Consider the following 20,767-nt stretch of genomic DNA (forward strand, 5'->3'; position numbering starts at 1 on the left):
CCACAACATAGTGTGGCGTCATGGCTGATCCCCGATTCATTCATCTGCGCGTGCACACGGAATACTCTCTGCTTGAGGGGGCCGTGCGGCTTAAGAAATTGCCCGGTCTCTGCGAGGCGATGGAGATGCCCGCCGTTGCGGTGACGGACACCAATAACCTGTTCTCGGCGTTGGAGTTTTCTGTGTCGGCTGCGGGCGCGGGCATTCAGCCGATCATCGGCTGTCAGGTGGATCTGCGCTTTGTCGCGCCGAAACAGGGCGAACGTCCGCGCGATCCCGCTGGCGTCGTTTTGCTGGCCCAGAACGAGGCCGGTTATGAAAACCTGATGAAGCTGAATTCGTGCCTGTATCTGCGCACGGATGGGGAACTTCCCCATGTCACGCTGGACGAGCTTGAACAACACAGCGCGGGCCTGATCTGTCTGACGGGTGGTCCGGAAGGGCCGGTTGGCCAGTTGCTGATGCAAGGCGGGCGTCCGGCAGCAGAAGAGTTGATGACGCGCTTCAAGTCGATCTTTGGTGATCGCCTGTATGTGGAATTGCAGCGCCATCCCGGTGAAGACGGGCTGCCCGAAACGGAAAAACAGACCGAACGCGGTTTGATTGAAATGGCCTATGCCATGGATATCCCGCTGGTCGCGACGAACGATGTCTATTTCCCCAAGGCCGATATGTACGAGGCGCATGATGCGCTGATCTGTATTGCCGAAGGCACCTATGTCGACCAGTCCGAACCGCGCCGCCGTCTGACCGCGCAGCATTACATGAAAACACCGCAGGAAATGGCGACGCTGTTTGCCGATTTGCCGGAAGCGATTGAAAACACTGTCGAAATCGCCAAGCGCTGTGCCTTTATGGCCTATCGCCGCGATCCCATTTTGCCCAAGTTTGCCGATGATGAGGTCGAAGAACTGCGACGTCAGGCCAATGAAGGTCTGCAGGCGCGTCTGGCCGTGATCCCGCATGCCGTGACGCCCGAGGAATATCAGGAACGTCTCGATTTCGAACTGGGCATCATCGAAGGCATGGGCTTCCCCGGCTACTTCCTGATCGTTGCGGACTTTATCAAATGGGGCAAAGACCACGATATTCCGGTAGGTCCGGGTCGTGGTTCGGGTGCGGGTTCGCTGGTGGCATATGCGCTGACGATTACCGATCTTGATCCCCTGCGCTACAGCCTGCTGTTCGAACGCTTTCTGAACCCTGAACGTGTTTCGATGCCTGACTTTGACATCGACTTCTGCATGGATCGTCGGGAAGAGGTGATCCGTTACGTTCAGGAAAAATACGGCCGTGACAAGGTCGGGCAGATCATCACCTTTGGTGCGCTTCTGTCCAAAGCGGCGGTGCGCGACATTGGCCGTGTTTTGCAGATGCCTTACGGGCAGGTGGACCGTCTGTCCAAGATGATCCCTGTCGAGGGCGTTAAGCCCGTTTCGATCGAGAAGGCCTTGCAGGACGAACCGCGTCTGCGGGAAGAGGCCAGAAACGAAGAGGTCGTGGACCGTCTGTTGACCTATGGCCAGCAGGTCGAGGGGCTGTTGCGGAACGCATCGACCCACGCGGCGGGTGTTGTGATCGGGGATCGCCCTCTGGACGAACTTGTGCCGCTCTATCGTGATCCGCGATCCGATATGCCCGCGACGCAATTTAACATGAAATGGGTCGAACAGGCGGGTCTGGTCAAGTTCGACTTCTTGGGCCTGAAAACCCTGACCGTCATTCAGAACGCCGTTGATCTGATCCTGAAATCCGGTCGCCCGTTGCATGTTGCCGCTGACGGGACGGAACTATATGCACCGCCCGAGGGTGGGGAAAACCAGATCAACCTGATCCCCTTGGACGACGAGCCGACCTATAAACTGTACGCCCGCGCTAAAACGGTCGCCGTGTTCCAGGTTGAAAGCTCGGGCATGATGGATGCGCTCAAGCGCATGAAGCCCACATGTATCGAAGATATCGTTGCCCTTGTGGCGCTGTATCGTCCGGGTCCGATGGAAAACATCCCGACCTATTGCGAGGTCAAGAACGGCCTTCGCGAAATTGAATCCGTGCATCCGCTGATCGACCATATCCTTGAAGAAACCCAAGGGATTATCGTTTATCAGGAACAGGTTATGCAGATCGCGCAGGTCATGGCGGGTTACAGCCTTGGCGGCGCTGACCTGCTGCGCCGTGCGATGGGTAAAAAGATCAAAGAGGCGATGGACGCCGAACGCCCCAAGTTCGAAAAGGGCGCGGGCGAAAACGGTGTTGATCCCAAGAAAGCCAGCGAGGTTTTCGACCTTCTCGAGAAGTTCGCGAACTACGGCTTTAACAAATCCCACGCGGCGGCCTATGCGGTGGTGTCCTACCAGACCGCTTGGCTGAAGGCGAACCATCCGGTCGAGTTTATGGCCGGTGTGATGAACTGCGATATCCACCTGACAGACAAGCTGGCGGTCTATTTCGAAGAGGTCCGCAAGGGGCTTGAACTGCCGTGGGTGCCGCCCTGTGTGAACCGGTCGCAGGCGACGTTTGATGTTGTGAACGGTGAACTGGTCTATGCGCTGGGCGCGTTGAAGAACGTGGGTTCGGACGCGATGCGCATGGTGGTGGATGCACGCGGCGACAAGCCGTTCGTGAACCTCTTTGATGTAGCGCGGCGCGTTGATCTGAAACGTGTGGGCAAGCGCCCGTTGGAAATGATGGCGCGGGCAGGGGCGTTTGACGTGCTTGATCCGAACCGCCGCCGCGTGTTCGAAAGCCTTGATGCGCTGGTCGCCTATTCGGCGGCGATCCACGAACAGAAAGCGTCCAATCAGGTGTCGCTGTTTGGTGAGGCGGGCGATGATCTGCCGGAACCGCGCCTTGCGCCCTGCAACGACTGGCTGCCTGCGGAACGTCTGTCCGAAGAATTCCGCGCTGTGGGCTTCTATCTTTCCGGCCATCCGCTGGACGACTACATGGCACCCTTGAAGCGCAAAGGTATCATGACGCTTGATGAGGTCACCAAAAAGGCCGAGGGCGGCCCGTTGGTGGCGAAGTTGGCAGGGACCGTTGCGGGCCGTCAGGAACGGAAATCGGCGCGCGGCAACCGCTTTGCCTTTTGCCAGTTGTCCGACCCGACCGGCGCCTACGAGGTCACGCTGTTTTCCGAAGCCTTGGAAAAATCGCGCGAATTCCTTGAGACCGGTTCAAAGGTGGTCGTCACGGTCGAGGCGACGATGGAAAGCGATCAGCTGAAACTGCTGGGCCGGTCCGTTGGGCCTGTCGACGCTGTGGTTGCCGATGCGGGCAGTGCGGGGCTGAAGATTTTCATCGACAACCCGTCTGCTGTTGGCAACGTCGCGTCGGTTCTGTCGCAGGCGGCGGCCAACGCCACGCGCGGTGCGCGGGGCCCTGTGAAGTTCCTTCTCAGCGATGCGGGACTGCCCGGTGAGGTCGAGATTGACCTGAACGAAGAGTTCCCCGTGTCGCCCGAAATCAAGGGCGCGATCAAGTCGCTGGACGGTATCCTTGAGGTGCAGGAATTCTAGGCAAGCCTTGGCCTATGGTCGTATTGTCGGAGGGAAACCACTGGCGTGACGGAGTCGATTTGCGTTAGACCACTGCAAAGCGCTCTCGGGAGATCACCTTTGAAACCATCCGTTTTGGTCGTCGCAGCAGTTGTCGCCGTGGCCGGTTGCAGTCAGGATCCATTGCAAAAGGTTAGCCGCCTGAGCGATGTAGAACTGGCCGAGAATGCGCAGACAGCCGGCGCTTTGCCTGATGATGCGGCGGTGGACGGCGAAAACGCGCTGGGCAATGCCGTTGTCGCAACCTCTGACGAAGCGCCGAATGCGGGGCTTTTGGGGTTCTTCCGCCGCAAAGCCGATGATGCCAAGGTTGATGTCGCTGCCGATGACGTAACCGCCGCGCTGCGCGAGGCCCAAGGCCTTCCCCCGATCGAAGAAACCGAAGCGCCAGAGGCAACAGAGGTTGCTGAAAGCACGGATGAGCCGCTGGAAGGTGTGGAGCCTGTTGAAGTGGCCGCATTGGGCGTTGAGGCTGATGTCTCCGAACCCGAACCCGAACCCGCACCCGCCCAGAAACGCACATTGTTCGGCGCGATCTTTGGCGGGAATTCCAATGGCTCTGGCCTGCAAGAAGACCCTGTCGCGGCACCCGAAGCCGAGGTTGCCAAAGTCGTTGAAGACACAGCGCCGGTCGAAGAACCTGTCGAAGAGGTTGAAACCGCCGCGCTTGAGGTTGAAGAGCCGCGCCGCGCGGGTCTGTTTGGTGGGTTCCTTGGCGGTGGGGGCGGTTCGAAATCCAGCGCGTCTGCCGCCGTGTCCGAAGTGACCAAGGACGAAACCGTTCCGATGGGCAAAATGGCGCGTCTCTGCGGTGCGCCGATCAACAAATTCGCCAAAGAGGTCGCGCAGCATCCGGAAACGGGCCGTGCGAAGTACAAACTTTATGACAGCAAGCCTAGCAGCACAGGCCCGCGCAACTGGTATGTGACGGGCTTTGATGACGGCTGCGCGCGCCAGTTCACCGCATCGCTTGCCGTGTTCGGGTCTGTCGAGATGCACGAACAGCTGCGCTATGGCCTGCCCAGCAAAATCCAGCCTTACACAGCGGCGGATGCTCAATACGAAACGGTCAAACGCAAGGTCTGTGGTGTTGGCAAGGGTACGCCCTGTGGGTCGTCCTTGGCCAAACTGGACCGGATGACCGTGTTCCTGACGATCTACCCGCAATACACAGGCAGTTCGTCGTGGACGAACGCGTTGTTGTATGACGGGGATGTGGCTGCGATTGATATCGCGTCGCGCTGATCAGTAGTGCGGGGGGCGTTCATCGCCCATCACCACACCGCCGCCGCCTTCGGATTCGCGTTCGGCCTCGCGCATCATCAGCATGGCAACCCGACGATTCAGCGTGTCGATTTCGCGCGACTGACGGGCGACCTCATCGGACAGTTCCTCGACCTGCCGGATCAAGTGGGCCAGCCGTTCTTCCATGGCGTCGTTGGGCTGAGTCATTGCGTTTCTCCCGTCATATGTTTGCGACATAGTTGTGTAAGACGCCAGTTGCCAGCCCTCTTGCTTGCCCCGAGACACCGGAGCGGCTAAGGGAGGCCACGCATTTGACCGCTGGAAAGACACCATGGCCAAGCCTAAAAAGACACCTCGCCCCAAGGCGGAAACGCCCAAAGGGTTCCGCGATTACTTTGGTACTGAAGTCACCGAACGTGCCGACATGCTCGGCAAGATCGCGCAAGTGTATCATCGTTACGGTTTCGAGGCGCTGGAAAGCTCGGCTGTTGAGACGGTCGAAGCGCTTGGTAAATTCCTGCCTGACGTGGATCGCCCGAACGAAGGTGTGTTCGCATGGCAAGAGTCTGACGACGATGCCAACGGCGATTGGCTGGCCCTGCGCTATGACCTGACGGCGCCGTTGGCGCGGGTCTATGCCCAGCATCAGAACGACCTGCCGAAACCCTATCGCCGCTATGCGATGGGCCCTGTCTGGCGCAACGAAAAGCCAGGTCCGGGCCGTTTCCGCCAGTTCTATCAGTGTGATGCCGACACCGTTGGCGCGCCGTCTGTTGCCGCCGATGCCGAGATTTGCGCGATGCTGTCCGACACGCTGGAAGTCGTGGGCATTCCGCGCGGCGACTATCTGGTGCGCGTGAACAACCGTAAGGTTCTGAACGGTGTTCTGGAAACCATGGGCCTGACCGATGACGCGCAGCGCGATGACGTGCTGCGGACCATCGACAAGTTCGACAAGGTCGGCGAATCCGGCGTGCGCGAATTGCTGGGCAAGGGGCGTCTGGACGCATCCGGTGCCTACATTGACGGCGTGGGTCTGTCGGATGATCAGGCCGCTCCTGTGCTGGCCTTCCTGACATCGGGCGGCAAAGATGCCGCTGAAACCCTGTCAAACCTGCGTGCTGCCATTGGCAGTAGCGCCGTGGGTGCCGAAGGTGTGGATGAGTTGGAAACCATCGCAACGCTTCTGGACGCGCAGGGCTATGCGGATGACCGCATCCTGATTGATCCGTCCGTTGTGCGTGGTCTGGGCTATTACACCGGTCCGGTGTTCGAGGCCGAGCTGACCTTTGAAATCTTCGACGAAAAAGGCCGCAAGCGCCAGTTCGGGTCGGTGTCCGGTGGCGGGCGCTATGACGATCTGGTCAAGCGGTTCACAGGTCAGTCGGTGCCCGCAACGGGTGTGTCGATCGGTGTCGACCGCTTGCTGGCAGCTTTGCGTGAAAAAGGCCGTGTGGGTGGTCAGGTGACGGGGCCTGTAGTGGTCACTGTCATGGACCGCGACCGTATGGCGGATTACCAGACGATGGTGGCCGAACTGCGCAATGCAGGCATCCGGTCCGAGGTTTATCTGGGCAACCCCAAGAACTTTGGCAACCAGCTGAAATACGCGGACAAGCGCAACTCGCCCGTTGCCATTATCGAAGGCGGCGAGGAAAAAGAGCGTGGCGTTATCCAGATCAAGGACCTGATCCTTGGCGCGAAGATCGCCGAGAACGCGACGCTGGAGGAATGGAAGGAACGTCCCTCCCAGTTCGAAGTGCCGCGCAGCGAACTGGTTGCGAAGGTGCGTGAAATTCTGGACAGCCAGTCATGAGTTCACTGAAAGCCAACAGCGAAGCGCTGCGCCTGCGTGCAGCGTTCGAAGCCGCAGGCGCGACGCCTGTTGATTGCGCTGTGCTGCAACCGGCGGAGACCTTGCTGGACCTGTACGGCGAAGACATCCGCACCCGTGCCTATGTCACGCAAGATCCTGCACGCGGCGAACAGATGTTGCGGCCCGATTTCACAGTGCCTGTCGTGCAAATGCAGATGGCCGACGGGGCCGAGCCTGCGCGGTATACCTATTCCGGCGTTGTCTTCCGTCGTCAGGAAGAAAACCCCGAGCGTGACTCTGAGTATCTGCAAACCGGATACGAGGTGTTTGACCGCACCGATCCCGAAGCCGCCGATGCCGAGGTCTTCGCGATATTCGCTGAAACGCTGGGCGGCGAAGGTCTGCGTGCGGCGACAGGCGATATGGGCATTCTGACGGCGGCTGTGTCCAGCCTTAAAACGTCGCCCCAACGCCGTGCGGCTTTGCTACGCCACATCTGGCGTCCGCGCCGGTTCCGTGCGCTGATGGATCGTTATTCGGGCCGCAGTGCTGTGCCGCAGACGCGTAAGGCGCTGCTGGCGTCCTCTGATCCGCTGGACATTGATGTGCCGGTGATCGGCCTGCGTTCCGAGATCGAGATCGCTGACCGGATCGAGGCGCTGCGTGCCGATGCCGCCGAGCCGCCGATTTCGCAGGATCAGGTCGATATGATCGACGAGGTTCTGAAGGTGTCCGAAACCTGCCCCTATGCGCTGGCCAATCTGCGCGACATCGCCGTGGATATGCCCGAGATGGAGCAAGCGGTGGACCGGTTCGCCCGCCGCTGCGATGCGCTGGCGGCCCGTGGGGTTAACGTGGATACGCTGGATTTTGAGGCCAGCTATGGCCGCACGTCGATGGAATATTACGACGGCTTCGTGTTCGGCTTCTATTCCGAGGCACGCCCCGATCTGCCGCCCGTGGCCTCCGGTGGCCGCTATGATGCGCTGACCCAGCGTTTGGGGCAGGGCAAAAGCATTCCTGCCGTGGGGGGCGTCATCCGCCCTGATATCCTGTTGCAGGTCCGCGAGGCACAGTCATGACGATCAAGCTTGGTGTGCCCTCTAAGGGGCGGTTGATGGAAAAGACGTTCGACTGGTTTGGTGAACGGGGCGTGACCCTGTCGCGGACCGGATCGGAACGCGAATATTCCGGCGCGGTTGATGGCGTTGAGGGCGTCGAACTGGTCTTGCTTTCGGCGGGTGAAATCCCCCGCGAACTGGCAGCAGGGCGGATTGATTTGGGTGTCACGGGCACCGATCTGGTGCGCGAAAAGCTGGTGCAGTGGGATCAAAAGGTCGAACCGCTGGCCGAGCTGGGCTTTGGTTTCGCCGATCTTATCATCGCGGTTCCGGCTTGCTGGGTCGATGTGGACACGCTGGACGATCTGGATGCGGCGGCTGCGGCTTTCCGCGCGAAACACGGCTTCCGCATGCGGATCGCCACGAAATACCACCGTCTGGTGCGGGATTACCTGCGTATGGGTGGTGTGGCAGATTACCAGTTGGTCGACAGCCAGGGCGCGACCGAAGGCACAATTCGGAACCTGACGGCAGAAGCGGTTGCCGACATCACCAGCACGGGCGAGACTCTGCGGGCGAACCATCTGAAAATTCTGGATGAGCCGCCGGTTCTGAAATCACAGGCCACACTGTTCCGCAGCCGTCTGTCGGACAAAAGCGACGAAAACCGCGAGATCATGCAAACGCTCTGCAACACTCTGGGTGTCTGACAAGGAATCGCTGCTGCGATTGTGTCACGATGCTATAATCATCGCTGGACATGGTAGCGGAAAGCCACCTGCGATTGACTCGTCAGTCAATCTTGGTTGACTCGCGAGTCAAAAGTGCCACGATGGCGGCCATGATCAAAAGAATAAGCAACGGGAGACTAACATGAAACGTACCCTTACTGCCCTGATCGCGCTGAGCGCATCCGCTGGGATGGCAAGCGCGGCTTGCGACAGCGTGACTTTTTCCGATGTTGGCTGGACCGACATCACCGCGACCACGGCGGCGACCTCGGTCGTGCTGGACGCGTTGGGGTATGACACCGAAACCAAGGTTCTGTCCGTACCCGTGACCTACACATCGCTGGCCAATGGTGACATCGATATCTTCCTTGGCAACTGGATGCCCACGATGGAAGCCGACATCCGCCCCTATCTGGACGCGGGCACTGTTGAGTCGATCAAGACCAACCTTGAAGGCGCGAAATACACGCTGGCGACAAACGCGTCGGGTGCCGCGCTTGGCATCAAGGATTTTGCTGACATCGCTGCGCAGAAAGATGCGTTGGACGGCTACATTTACGGAATCGAGCCGGGCAACGACGGCAACCGCCTGATCCTTGATATGATCGAAGCGAACGCCTTTGGTCTGGACGGCTTTGACGTGCGCGAAAGCTCGGAGCAGGGCATGCTGGCACAGGTTGGCCGCGCGGTCGATCGCGACGAGCCGATCGTCTTCCTTGCGTGGGAACCGCACCCGATGAACGCCAACTATGACCTGACATATCTGACAGGTGGCGACGATTACTTTGGCCCGAACCTTGGTGGTGCGACCGTGCACACCAACGTCCGTGCCGGTTATGCGGCTGAATGCCCGAACGTCGGCGCGCTGCTGGACAACCTCGTCTTCAGCCTCGAGATGGAGAACGAGATCATGGGCGCGATCCTGAATGACGGTGAAGACGCAGAAGACGCGGCCAAGACATGGCTGGCGGCGAACCCTGCGGTTGTCGAAGGCTGGCTGGATGGCGTGACAACCAAAGACGGCGGCGATGCAGTTGCAGCCGTGATGGGCGCGCTGAAGTAAGCGACCCTACAGGTTCAAACAAAGAAAGGCGCTGGGATTTCCAGCGCCTTTTTGTTTGTCAGCCGTCGGTGTCGTTAGCCGATTTTATCTTGGGTCTTGGTATCGAAATCAGACGCGTCGTGGCGGTTCAGAAGCTGTTCGTGCGGCTCGCCCGAGGTGCGGTTGACCATACGGCCCCGTTTGACTGGCTCGCGTGCATCAAGCTCTTTCGCCCAACGCTGCACGTTCTTGTAGCTTTCTACGTCAAGGAAGGTGCCCGCGTCATAGGCGCGGCCCAAGGCTAGGTTGCCGTACCATGCCCAGATCGCCATGTCGGCGATGGTGTAGTCGTCGCCGATCATGAACTGGCGGTCGGCAAGGTTGCGGTCCAGTACGTCCAGCTGGCGCTTGGCCTCCATCGAGAAGCGGTTGATCGGGTATTCGAATTTCTCAGGCGCGTAGGCGTAGAAGTGGCCAAAGCCGCCGCCCAGATAGGGGGCCGAGCCCATCTGCCAGAACAGCCAAGACAGCATTTCGGCGCGCTGTTCTTTGGGGCCTAGGAAGGCGTCGAACTTTTCGGCCAGATGCAGAAGGATCGCGCCGGATTCAAAAATGCGGATCGGTTCATCGCCCGAACGGTCCATCAGCGCGGGGATTTTCGAATTCGGGTTCACGTCGACAAAGCCCGAACCGAACTGATCACCGTCCCCGATGCGGATCAGCCATGCGTCGTATTCCGCGTCTTTGTGGCCTGCTGCCAGAAGCTCTTCGAACAGAACGGTGACCTTGACGCCGTTCGGCGTGCCCATGGAATACAACTGGAAGGGATGCTTGCCGATGGGCAGTTCCTTGTCGTGGGTGGCACCGGCGATGGGGCGGTTGATCGATGCGAAGGTGCCGCCGCTTTCGGCGTCCCACGTCCAGACTTCGGGGGGAGTGTAGGTCATGGCAGTGTCCTTGGAATTGATGGTTTGGACAAAGACTATGCTTTTGGACAGGGATTACCAGACCACGGGCCCGTTCGAAAATGCAAAGCCACTGTGCAGGAATTCATAGAACGCCGATATCGGCCAGGGCACCTGCCAGTTCGGGGGGCAGGGTGTCTTCGTTCTGGCGTGTCTGGGTCATATCGGGCGGCGCATCGGCAGGGGCCAGATAGCGCCAACCTTGGAACGGACGGCGCGGCGCGGGGTTCACGCGGATCAGATCAGGGTCCAGCACAATGGCACAGCGGCGGATGCCGTCCGAACCGGTGACCTCGTCCAGCCGCAGAACGCGCTGGCGGCACTGGATCAGCCCCTTGATGACCCAATAGATCGACCCGCCGTCGATGATCTCGGCCTCGCGCTTGGGCCACATGCGGGTGACGTGGCGCGGGAGGCCGTCAGCGCCTTTTGCGGCGGACGATGCCTGCCATCCGGCAAGCGTATCCACGCTTTCGGAACCGGCGCTTAGTTTGATCAGATGTGTCAGGGCAGACTTGGGCATAGCCCAACAATAAGCCACCTGATGGCAGCGACAAGATGGGGCGTAAGAATTCGTAAACATTTGGCCACCTGCATCATTGACCCACGCGGGCCAGTCGCCTAATTTGTGGGTCCTTCCAGCCGATGACACAGGATATATGCGATGACACGCTTTGCCGCCCCCATTGCCGAGCAGATTTGGGATATGAAATACCGCCTGAAAGATGGCGACGGCAAAGTGATCGACACCACCGTTGAAGACACATGGCGCCGCATCGCGCGGTCGCTGGCCAGCGTCGAAAAAGACCCCAAGCATTGGGAAGGCAAGTTTTTCAACGCGTTGGAAGATTTCAAATACCTGCCCGCTGGCCGGATCACCGCAGGCGCGGGCACAGACCGCACTGTGACGCTGTTCAACTGCTTTGTCATGGGCACCGTTCCCGACAGCATGGGCGGCATCTTTGACATGCTGAAAGAAGCGGCGCTGACCATGCAGCAGGGCGGTGGAATCGGCTATGATTTCTCGACCATCCGGCCCAAGGGCGCGCCGGTTGCGGGCGTGGCGGCGGATGCATCCGGCCCGCTGTCCTTCATGGATGTATGGGATGCGATGTGCCGCACGATCATGTCGGCGGGTTCCCGTCGCGGCGCGATGATGGCGACGATGCGCTGCGATCATCCGGACATCGAGAACTTTATCACGGCCAAGTCCGACTCGGCCCGTTTGCGCATGTTCAACCTGTCCGTTCTGGTCACAGATGCGTTCATGGAAGCGGTTAAGGCTGACAAGTCCTGGGACCTGCAATTTGACGGTGTCGTTTACAAAACCGTTCAGGCGGTCGATCTGTGGAACCAGATCATGCAGTCGACCTATGACTTTGCCGAACCGGGTGTGATTTTCATCGACCGGATCAACAACGCAAACAACCTAAGCTATTGTGAAACCATTGCCGCGACCAACCCCTGTGGCGAACAGCCCCTGCCGCCTTACGGCGCCTGTCTGCTGGGTTCGATCAACCTTGCCCGTCTGGTATCGAACCCGTTCGAAGACGGCGCGCAAATGGATGAAGAGGCGCTGAACGAACTGGTCGCCACCGCCGTGCGCATGATGGACAACGTGGTTGATGCGTCCCGCTTCCCGCTTGAGGCACAGGCAGAAGAAGCGCGAAACAAACGCCGCATCGGTCTGGGTGTCACAGGTCTGGCCGATGCGCTGCTGATGTTGGGCCTGCGCTATGGATCTGAAACCGCGGCGGCACAAACCGAGGCATGGCTGAAGCAGATTGCCCGCGCGTCCTATCTGGCGTCGGTCGAGCTGGCCAAGGAAAAGGGTGCCTTCCCGCTGTTTGACGCGGACAAGTATCTGGCGTCCGGCAACATGATGAATATGGACGACGATGTGCGCGACGCGATCCGCGAACACGGCATCCGCAACGCGCTGCTGACCTCCATCGCGCCGACGGGCACGATCTCGCTTTATGCTGGCAACGTGTCCTCGGGGATCGAACCGGTGTTCGCCTATGCCTACACCCGCAAGGTTCTGCAAAAAGACGGCTCGCGCACCGAAGAAGAGGTCGTGGATTACGCGGTTAGCCTGTGGCGCGACAAATTCGGCGACCGTGATCTGCCGGATTACTTCGTGAACGCCCAAACGCTGGCCCCGCTGGATCACGTGCGCATGCAGGCCGCCGCGCAGAAATGGGTCGACTCGTCGATTTCCAAAACCATCAACTGCCCCGAAGATATCTCGTTCGAGGCCTTCAAAGACGTCTACATGGAGGCGTTCGAGACAGGCTGTAAGGGCTGCACCACCTACCGTCCGAACGACGTCACAGGGTCGGTTCTGTCGGTCAGCGAAAGCGAACCCAAGTCCAGCGAAAAGCCGGTATTGGTCGAGGCCGAGGAAAATGGTGCCGAAGTCGTCTACATGTCTGAACCGCTGGACCGACCGCAGAGCCTTGAGGGCGCGACCTACAAGCTGAAATGGCCCGATAGCGAACATGCGATCTACCTGACCATCAACGACGTCGTCGTCGGAGGTCGCCGCCGGCCGTTCGAAGTGTTCATCAACTCCAAGAACATGGAGCATTACGCTTGGACGCTGGCCCTGACGCGCATGATTTCGGCCGTGTTCCGTCGCGGCGGTGATGTCAGCTTTGTGGTGGAAGAACTGAAGGCCGTCTTCGATCCGCGCGGTGGTGCTTGGGTGAAGGGCAAATACATCCCCTCCATTCTGGCGGCGATCGGCGGCGTGATCGAACAGCACCTGATCGCCATCGGTTTCCTTGAAGGCGAAGGCATGGGCCTGAAATCAGACCCCAAAGCCGCTGTCGTCAATCTGGACGCCCCCCGCGGCAAGGCCTGCCCGTCCTGCGGCCAATTCGACATGCGGATGGTAGAAGGCTGCATGACCTGCGCAAGCTGCGGTCATTCCAAATGCGGATAAATTTCTGAAGAAATGGTGAGTGTCGGACCCGTGAATAAATGACCTTTTTCAAGGAAATTTGACCTTTCCGACACGTTAAAAATGACCACCGGCAACTGAGGTTGTTGGTGGTCTTTTTGTTTTTCAATGGCTTACGTAGAATCTCAGCCATCCTTGATGCGGCGTGTCTTGGGCTGACCCCTAACTCTGCCCAGAGGTTGACGACGAGCAACTGACGTTCCTAATTTGTTCTCAAGGGTCCGGACCCTCCTTCATAAACCAATTGCAGCCAAATGCGCTGCATTTCCTGTCCCGCGCGTTCTCGTGCGGTTCAGGAAAGAAAGGAGACCAATGCCCAAGATTCGTTTTGCCGACGTCAACTTCCGCCGTCTCGGAGCCCCTGATAGGCACGACGTCGAAGGCCGACTAAAGAAATTCCTCGCGAACTTTCGCGCCCAGAGAGATCCGACGCGCTCCTTGCGGCATGTCTCCGCTGAGGACCGTGACAAAATCGAACGCCGGGTCGTCTCTTACTTCGCGGCAGTAGATCGGGAATCTGGCATGGGTCACCTTGACCGCAAGGATCGCGAGAAGATGGAAGCTTTTCGCGGTGGCGTGGATCTCATCGAAATCAAGAGTGAACATCAGGCAGACGAGATAGCGAGTGCTCTGCAAGCGGAGATGCCTTGGATGGCAGCTGCGACTGAACGGGTCTGGCACGACCTTCGATCGTCGGTGCGCCGGGGCGAGCCTGGTCCGCGCATATCGCCCCTCCTGTTGCTTGGCCCGCCGGGAATGGGCAAGAGCCATTGGGCACGTCTGCTCGGAGGGCAAATAGGCGTTCCGACGACGATTATCGAAGCGACAAGCGAGCCAGCCTCGTTCGCGGTGAACGGCTCACAACGCGGCTGGTCAAGTGCTGGACCTGGCAACGCAGTTCGATCTGTCATGGCCTCCAGGATCGCCAACCCTGTCATCGTAGTCGACGAGATTGAGAAGGCTGGTTCGCCGCATTCGATCAGCGGGCATTCCTATGCTCTGGTCGAGGGTCTCTTGCCGCTTTTAGAAAGGTCCACCGCCCAAAGTTGGGCGTGTCCATATTTTCGGGTCAAGTTCGACATGTCCTGGATCATCTGGGTTCTGACGGCCAACAGCCTGCGGGGGCTTTCTCCGCCGTTCCTGAACCGCTGTCCGCCAATAAAGTTGCCTTGCTTGTCGCTGGAGCACCTGAAGGGTTTTGCCGCTCGTGAGGGGGCTAGTAGAGGCCTGCCGCTGGATGGAGTGGAGGCCGTACAGGAGATCATCGATGCCATCCGGCAGCCGCAACTCCAAAATCTCCGGAATGTCATTCGGTTGCTGGACTCCATCGAGGTGACGCTCCATCAACCGGTGCTACATTGATACTTCGGGCACCGACGAAAAATGCAGATGTCTGGTATCCTACGTCGGAGGTGAGCAATAATGAGTGATGCGATGACCTAAGGCGACGAAATCCGATTTTTCAGCTTCGAAGAGCGCCAGAAGCAAAAGGCTCGCTCCAGAGAACGTCATAAAGAGTGGCTGGCGTTGGGGTAATTCTCAGCTCGTTACCTTAACAAAGAAAACACACCCTCCGAAACTTGTGCCTCGACAGGAAACGCATCCGGAATCGGGATCGGTCAAGTTTATGGTTCTGGATGTCGCGCTTTCCCCGGGCGCATAAGCCCGGCGACATCGGTGAGGATGATTGAAGCTAAGTTGCTGCTGTGCTGAAGGGCGGAAAGCAGACCTTCGCTGCACCCGGCTCGAATGTCCGCAAAACCGACAGCCGGCTATTCGCAACGAGTGCTGGATTTGCGCTGACCCTACTAATCTACTCAGGACAGAAGGTGGCAAGACCTGTATATCGTAAACTGAAAACATCGAAAAACTCTGAAAGCATTTTAAGCCAGCCTCTTTACCCTCTGTGTGCATCGACAAAGTCCCTCAGCTCTCTTTTACCAATTTCGTGCACAACCTTGAGTCGCCGCATCTGAATTGGACCACGGTCATATTAAGGGAGCGGATGACAAATAATGGCGAACAGGCGAAACACGCCACCTTTCCAAGTTCTCGGAAAGCCAGCGTAATAATCCAAAATCAATACGTGTTTCCACTTCGCCGATTCAACGGAACACACCGACAACTAACAAAACATTCGTAGGGGGCGCAGTGCTCTGACTGACGCCCCCATTTGATCAATCGTTTGACTATAGGCCGGTCTTCAGGACGCCGAGGTGGCCACGGGCTGGGACCTAACCGCCCGCTCGTTCAGAACTGATACCGCAGCGCCCGCGGCCAAGGCCCAGAAGGGCGCGCTGATGCTCAGGAACGACACATTCGACATCGCCACGATCAGGGCAACGAAGGCGCCGATCTGATGGCCTGCGTTTCGGTCGAAGGCGGACTGGAATGCGCTCAGCAGGACGGTGATCATCGCCAGGCCCGCCACCGCGCCGATAAGGGGCCCAGGCAGCGCCATGATGAGCGGAACCGCAACCCCTGCGAAGATCCCGAAGGCAGCAAAGAGCACGCCGTTCAGCACCGTGGCCGCATAGCGCCGTTCGGGATTCTCGCCCGCCTGATCGGAGGAACAGATGGCCGTCATGGGCCCGGCGATATTTGCGTTATGCCCGCCGATTACCCCAGCCAGCATGCCGCCGATGCCCGAGATCACGGTCATGGCGTTGATTGGCGGACGGTATCCCTCGGCGTAGAGAACCCCAATGGCCTGAGCGTTCTCGGCTCCGATCACGAGTACGGCCAGCGGCACGGCGATGGCCAGGAACGCGTCGAGCGTGAAGACGGGCGCGGTGAATTCCGGTGCGACAAAGCTGATTGCTGCCTCGCCTCCCTGAAAGCCTCCGGTCAGGGTCACGGCCACGAGCCCGACGACCAGAGCCGTCAGCACCGGCGGGACGGCCCGCAGGAACCGCATCGACAGGAAGAAGGCGATGGTCGCCGCACCGACCACGATGGGCAGCTTCTCGATCGAGGTGACCGCGCCGATGCCGAATCGGATCAGCGCCCCTGCGATCATCGCCATGACGATGGGCATCGGAAGCCAGCGCATCACCTTGCCGATAAGCCCGGTTATCCCCAGGACAAAGACCATCGCGCCCGCCATCAGGAAGGCACCTACCGCCTGTTCGAAAGGGAAGGTGCCCAACGCTCCGGCGACGAGAGCCGCGCCCGGTATGGAATAGGCCCCCGTCACCGGGAGCTTGTAGTAAAGCGCCATGATCAGGCTGATCAGCCCGCCGAGGCCGTAGATCGCCAGAAGCCAGGCCACGGTCTGACCCTCGGTCAGCCCGCCATTATTGGCGGCGCCGATCACAATCAGGGCAGGCCCGGAGCATCCGAAGATGGCCGCGACCAGTCCCGCGCTCGCAGTCTTGATGCCCAGAGCCTCGCGCAGGCCGGACAGGCCTGCGCCGAAGCCCGGTCCTTTCTCGATCCAATTCGTCTGTGTTGTCTGTTCCATTTGGGTCTCCTCCCTTGGTGTTGATTGCGGGCCGTCTCAGCGGCCGGTGAATACGGGCTTGCGCTTGGCGTGGAAGGCCTCGACGCCCTCGCGGAAATCCTCCGATTGACGCAGGCGACTGTAGTTCAGCCCTTCCATCTCGATCGCGGTGCTGAGAAGCGCGTCATCGGTGTCGTTCAGCAGCTTTTTCGCCGTGCGCTGCGCCATCGGGGAAAATTCGCGGAGCTCGTTAACGAGGTCGGTCACCGCCTGTTCGAGATCGCTATCGGGCACGCATTCGGTGGCGATGCCCCAGTCCAGCGCCTGCTGGCCCTTGATGCGCTTCGAGCGCATGACGATGTCCTTCGTGCGCGTCACACCGACGATTTTCTGCAGCCGGGCGGAGCCACCCGATCCGGGGATCTGGCCCAGCTTCTGTTCGGGCAGGGCGTAGCGGCAGGTCTCGGACACGATGCGGAAATCGCAGGCCAGCGACAGCTCGAAGCCGACCCCGAAGGTGTAGCCTCGATTTGCGGCGATCACCGGCTTGGAGCAGCGCGCGGGTGCCGCCACGTTCCAGGCGAGGTGCGAGACATGCTCGGGGCTGGCCTCGAGGAAGCCCTTGATATTGCCTCCCGAGGAGAAATGCTCGCCCTCGGCGGAGACTACGATGATACGCACGCGGTCATCTTCATCGAGTGCCTCGAAGACCAGGCGGAGCTGATCGCGAGCGCCCATCGAGATCACATTATAGGGCGGCCGCGCGAGGATGATGTCGGCGCGCTCGTTCTCTGCATCGAGCCGGACGTGAAAGCCGTCGAGTTCGGAGAGGCGCGGATCGGTGAAGGTCATGATTTCAGTCATCGGAGTATCTTTCATCTGAGTGTTGTTATCTGGACTTACGCAGTGGTGGTCTCGGCCGGTTCGACCTCGTATTCGCCCGCGACAAGCAGGCGTCGGAGGAGTTTTCCGACCGGGGATTTCGGGATTTCGCGCACGAAGACGTAGCGGCGCGGACGGCGGAAATTGGATAGGTCCGAGCCGCGGCAATGGGCGTCGAGGTCGGCCTCGGTGACATCGCCGCCGCGCTTCACGAAGGCGGTCACGACCTTGCCCCAGCGAGCGTCGGGCAGGCCGACCACGGCGACCTCGGCCACGGCGGGATGCAGCGACAGGCAGCTTTCGACCTCGACAGGCGAGACGTTCTCGCCGCCGGTGATGATCATGTCATCCGCCCGACCGGTGACGAACAGATCGCCGTCTTCGTCGAAATGCCCGCAATCGCCGGTGAAATACCAGCCGTCGTGAATGGCCTTACTGTCTGCTTCGGGGCGGTTCCAGTACCCCTCGAAGGCTTCATCACCCTGCATGGAGGCGACGATTTCGCCTTCTTCCCCCGGTGCACAGGTATGGCTGACATCCCTGGTGCCCAGTGGCACCACGCGCAGCCGCTGGTTGATCGCGGCCCGTCCGGCGGATCCGGGCTTGGCCGCAGCGTCCTGGCAGATGGAGAACGTGTAGATCTCGGAAGAGCCGTAATGGTTCACGAAAAGCTCGGGCTGGAAGGCCTCCGACAATTTCTGCAACAGACCGTCGGTCATGGACGCGCCGGCAAAGCCCAGCTTTCGGACGCTGGCGACCCGATCCGGCGTGAAATCTGCGTGGTGGACAATGTCGTGATAGAGCGTCGGCACGAGATAGAGGTTGTTGACGGCATGCCGCTCGATCGCATCGAGAGCCTGTGGCACGTTGAAACGCGGCAGGCAGACGAAGCTACCTCCGATCACGCTGGCCGACAGGAGCGAGCGGATGCCCATCGTGTGATAGAGCGGCATGACGCCAAGCGTGCGCTCGCCATGGCCGTACATGTTCTGCGCCACATGGGCGATGGCCGCGGCCCGTTCGGCCCTATGGCGGCGCGGCACACCCTTGGGCTTCGAGGTCGTGCCGGATGTATAGAGCATGACTGACATATCGTCGGCACCGGCCTGCGGCACCGCATCGTCGGCACGGCCCGCCAGCATAGCGGCAAGGCCCTGATCGCCATCCAACGGCAGTACGTTAATGTCCGCCGCAAGCGCCGATCCGGCCACGGCCTCAGCCGCGGCATCGTCGTGCACCAGAACGCGGGCCTCACTGTCGCGCAGCGTATGGTCCAGCTCATCGGCGGTGACGCGCCAATTCACAGGCGTGATGACGATCCCGGCGATCTGGCAAGCCCAATGCAGCGAGGCATTCTCCCATCGGTTCTGCATCGCCGTGACCAGCATGTCGCCCTTGCCAAGCCCGATCTGGCCAAGCGCATCCACAAGCGCGCTGATCCGGCCATACCAGTCGGAATAGGTGATCGTCCGGTCTCCTTCGGCGATTGCCATCGCGCCGGGGTCTCGTTCCACGGACGCGATAAAGCTGGTTCCGAGGTCAAGCATCGTTTGGTCCTCCCTTGATGCGGTTACGGGCGGCCAGCGCCGCCTGAACAATGGGCGCATAGCCGGTGCAGCGGCAGAGGTGGCCCGAGAGCGCCTCGCGGATCGCGTCTTCCTCCGCGTCCGGTTGGCGCGAAAACAGCGCGTCGAGCGACATGAGGATACCCGCGGTGCAGAAGCCGCATTGCAGCGCGAAATGTTCGCGGAAGGCCTCTTGCAGCGGGGTCAGCGTATCAGTTTTCGCAAGCCCCTCGACCGTGCGGATCTCGCAATCCTCGGCCTGCTGGGCGAGCATCAGGCATGCACGTACGGGTTCTCCGTCCACCTGCACCGTGCAGGCCCCGCAGACGCCGTGCTCGCAGCCCACATGGGTGCCGGTCGCGCCGATCTCGTGGCGAAGAGCATCCGTCAGCAGCGTGCGTGGAGATACCTGGACGGAAACGGGCCGGCCGTTCAGGGTGAAGCGCACCGGGTGCGTCTCGTTTTTAGTCAGTCGCGGCATGACATGGCCTCCTCCAGCGTTGCGAGCCCGAGACGCCGGACCAGGGCGCGGCGGTAGCGGGCGGTGGCGTGCAGGTCGTCTCGGGCCTGCAGGTGCCAGGCGAACTCGTTCAGCCGGTCGTCTAGATCCGCTCTGTCTGCCGGCAGCTCGAGTGCACGTGGTGTGTCGGCGACGCCGCCCACGGCAAGCGTGGCGGTGCCATCGGGCCGGGCGATCGCAGCACAGGCGACGATCGCGAAATCGCCGTGTCGGCGCGCCACTTCGCGGAAGGCATATCCGGTGCTCGGCTTGCGGGCCGGGAAAGAGACCGAGACGATCATCTCGCCGGGGGCGAGGTCAGTGGACATCATGCCCTGAAAGAAATCACGCGCCGCAACCTCACGCGTCTTGCGGCGGCGGCGCAGGGTCACGGTGCCGCCGAGCGCGATCAGGCACAGCGGCAGCTCGGCGCTGGGATCGGCATGGGCGACGGAGCCGCAGATCGTGCCGCGATTGCGCAGCTGCGTATGGGCGACCCAAGGCAGTGCCGCGTGTACCAAGGGCAGGCGATCTGCCAACTCCGGCCAGCGCTCCAGCGTGCTCTGGCGTACGGCGGCTCCGATGGTAATCCGGTCGCTCTTGGCTTCGATCCGCGACAGTTCCGGGATGCGGGTGATGTCGACAAGCGTGGTGGGACGCGCGAGGCGCATGTTGAGCATGGGCACCAGCGACTGACCGCCAGCGATGACGCGGGCCTCGGTCCCGCCCTGGCGCAGCGCCTCCAGCGCCTCACTCATTTCGGTGGCCGCGACAAGATCGAACGGTGCGGGCTTCATGACCTGCCTCCTTTTGTGACGCGATTTAGAAGACCTTTCAGCCGGGCCATCGGGCCGCTGGACGCGCCGCCGCCGCAATGGCGTGCGAGGGCGCGGAAGAACTCGCCGATCACGACCTTCGCCGCGCCGTCCAGAAGCCGTCCGCCGACTGAGGCGACCTTGCCGCCGATCCGGGCCTCGTAGCGATAGGCGATCTCGGT

General features: G+C 60.5%; 17 protein-coding genes. 8 read left to right on the forward strand and 9 right to left on the reverse strand.

Annotated features, from left to right (window positions below):
* Positions 1–20: 20 nt before the first annotated feature.
* The gene (dnaE, locus tag AC4FIA_RS14370) at positions 21–3,518 is read left to right on the forward strand and encodes a DNA polymerase III subunit alpha (protein WP_490366418.1); all 3,498 of its coding nucleotides are present in this window, start codon (positions 21–23) and stop codon (positions 3,516–3,518) included.
* A 99-nt stretch (positions 3,519–3,617) separates the two neighbouring features.
* Positions 3,618–4,802 (forward strand): hypothetical protein, encoded by a 1,185-nt coding sequence (locus AC4FIA_RS14375; RefSeq protein WP_490366419.1) that lies wholly within the window; start codon positions 3,618–3,620, stop codon positions 4,800–4,802.
* Here AC4FIA_RS14375 and AC4FIA_RS14380 read toward each other — a convergent pair whose 3' ends face one another.
* Entirely contained in the window at positions 4,803–5,009 is a 207-nt protein-coding gene (locus AC4FIA_RS14380) for a SlyX family protein (RefSeq protein WP_287476878.1), read from the reverse strand.
* Between the two features lie 124 nt (positions 5,010–5,133).
* Here AC4FIA_RS14380 and hisS point away from each other — a divergent pair, with 124 nt between their 5' ends.
* From hisS to choX, 4 genes are all read left to right on the forward strand, one after another.
* The gene (hisS, locus tag AC4FIA_RS14385) at positions 5,134–6,618 is read left to right on the forward strand and encodes a histidine--tRNA ligase (RefSeq protein ID WP_490366420.1); all 1,485 of its coding nucleotides are present in this window, start codon (positions 5,134–5,136) and stop codon (positions 6,616–6,618) included.
* Positions 6,615–7,700: an ATP phosphoribosyltransferase regulatory subunit gene (locus AC4FIA_RS14390; protein ID WP_490366421.1), complete on the forward strand. Its 1,086-nt coding sequence runs from the start codon at positions 6,615–6,617 to the stop codon at positions 7,698–7,700. The genes hisS and AC4FIA_RS14390 overlap by 4 nt, the downstream gene beginning before the upstream one ends.
* Positions 7,697–8,389, forward strand: coding sequence for an ATP phosphoribosyltransferase (hisG, locus tag AC4FIA_RS14395; protein ID WP_490366422.1), 693 nt, complete (start codon positions 7,697–7,699; stop codon positions 8,387–8,389). Before AC4FIA_RS14390 ends, hisG begins: the two co-directional genes overlap by 4 nt.
* A 163-nt stretch (positions 8,390–8,552) precedes the next feature.
* Complete coding sequence (gene choX, locus AC4FIA_RS14400) at positions 8,553–9,473, forward strand: choline ABC transporter substrate-binding protein (protein WP_103908924.1); 921 nt, start codon at positions 8,553–8,555, stop codon at positions 9,471–9,473.
* A 74-nt stretch (positions 9,474–9,547) separates the two neighbouring features.
* Here the strand turns inward: choX and yghU are convergent, their stop codons facing one another.
* Both yghU and AC4FIA_RS14410 read right to left on the reverse strand, forming a co-directional pair.
* Positions 9,548–10,399, reverse strand: a complete 852-nt coding sequence (gene yghU / locus AC4FIA_RS14405) for a glutathione-dependent disulfide-bond oxidoreductase (protein WP_490366423.1) — start codon at positions 10,397–10,399, stop codon at positions 9,548–9,550.
* Between the two features lie 103 nt (positions 10,400–10,502).
* Positions 10,503–10,940: a DUF1489 family protein gene (locus AC4FIA_RS14410; protein WP_488048603.1), complete on the reverse strand. Its 438-nt coding sequence runs from the start codon at positions 10,938–10,940 to the stop codon at positions 10,503–10,505.
* A 141-nt stretch (positions 10,941–11,081) separates the two neighbouring features.
* On the opposite strand from AC4FIA_RS14410, the gene AC4FIA_RS14415 reads away from it, so the two are divergent.
* Both AC4FIA_RS14415 and AC4FIA_RS14420 read left to right on the forward strand, forming a co-directional pair.
* A complete protein-coding gene (locus tag AC4FIA_RS14415) occupies positions 11,082–13,364 on the forward strand; it encodes an adenosylcobalamin-dependent ribonucleoside-diphosphate reductase (protein ID WP_490366424.1) in 2,283 nt (760 codons plus the stop codon).
* Between the two features lie 330 nt (positions 13,365–13,694).
* Positions 13,695–14,744 (forward strand): AAA family ATPase, encoded by a 1,050-nt coding sequence (locus AC4FIA_RS14420; RefSeq protein WP_490366425.1) that lies wholly within the window; start codon positions 13,695–13,697, stop codon positions 14,742–14,744.
* A gap of 841 nt (positions 14,745–15,585) precedes the next feature.
* Here AC4FIA_RS14420 and AC4FIA_RS14425 read toward each other — a convergent pair.
* The 6 genes from AC4FIA_RS14425 to AC4FIA_RS14450 all read right to left on the reverse strand — a co-directional run.
* A complete protein-coding gene (locus tag AC4FIA_RS14425) occupies positions 15,586–16,845 on the reverse strand; it encodes a benzoate/H(+) symporter BenE family transporter (RefSeq protein WP_490366426.1) in 1,260 nt (419 codons plus the stop codon).
* A 36-nt stretch (positions 16,846–16,881) separates the two neighbouring features.
* A complete protein-coding gene (locus AC4FIA_RS14430; protein ID WP_490366427.1) occupies positions 16,882–17,688 on the reverse strand; it encodes an enoyl-CoA hydratase/isomerase family protein in 807 nt (268 codons plus the stop codon).
* A 35-nt stretch (positions 17,689–17,723) separates the two neighbouring features.
* Positions 17,724–19,253: an AMP-binding protein gene (locus tag AC4FIA_RS14435; protein ID WP_490366428.1), complete on the reverse strand. Its 1,530-nt coding sequence runs from the start codon at positions 19,251–19,253 to the stop codon at positions 17,724–17,726.
* Positions 19,246–19,752, reverse strand: a complete 507-nt coding sequence (locus tag AC4FIA_RS14440) for a (2Fe-2S)-binding protein (protein ID WP_490366429.1) — start codon at positions 19,750–19,752, stop codon at positions 19,246–19,248. The genes AC4FIA_RS14435 and AC4FIA_RS14440 overlap by 8 nt, the downstream gene beginning before the upstream one ends.
* Positions 19,740–20,567 (reverse strand): FAD binding domain-containing protein, encoded by an 828-nt coding sequence (locus AC4FIA_RS14445; RefSeq protein ID WP_490366430.1) that lies wholly within the window; start codon positions 20,565–20,567, stop codon positions 19,740–19,742. The genes AC4FIA_RS14440 and AC4FIA_RS14445 overlap by 13 nt, the downstream gene beginning before the upstream one ends.
* A partial coding sequence (locus AC4FIA_RS14450) for an SRPBCC domain-containing protein (RefSeq protein WP_490366431.1) occupies positions 20,564–20,767 on the reverse strand: 204 nt, incomplete at its 5' end. The genes AC4FIA_RS14450 and AC4FIA_RS14445, both read right to left, overlap by 4 nt.

The sequence above is a fragment of the Thalassococcus sp. genome, assembly GCF_982780845.1.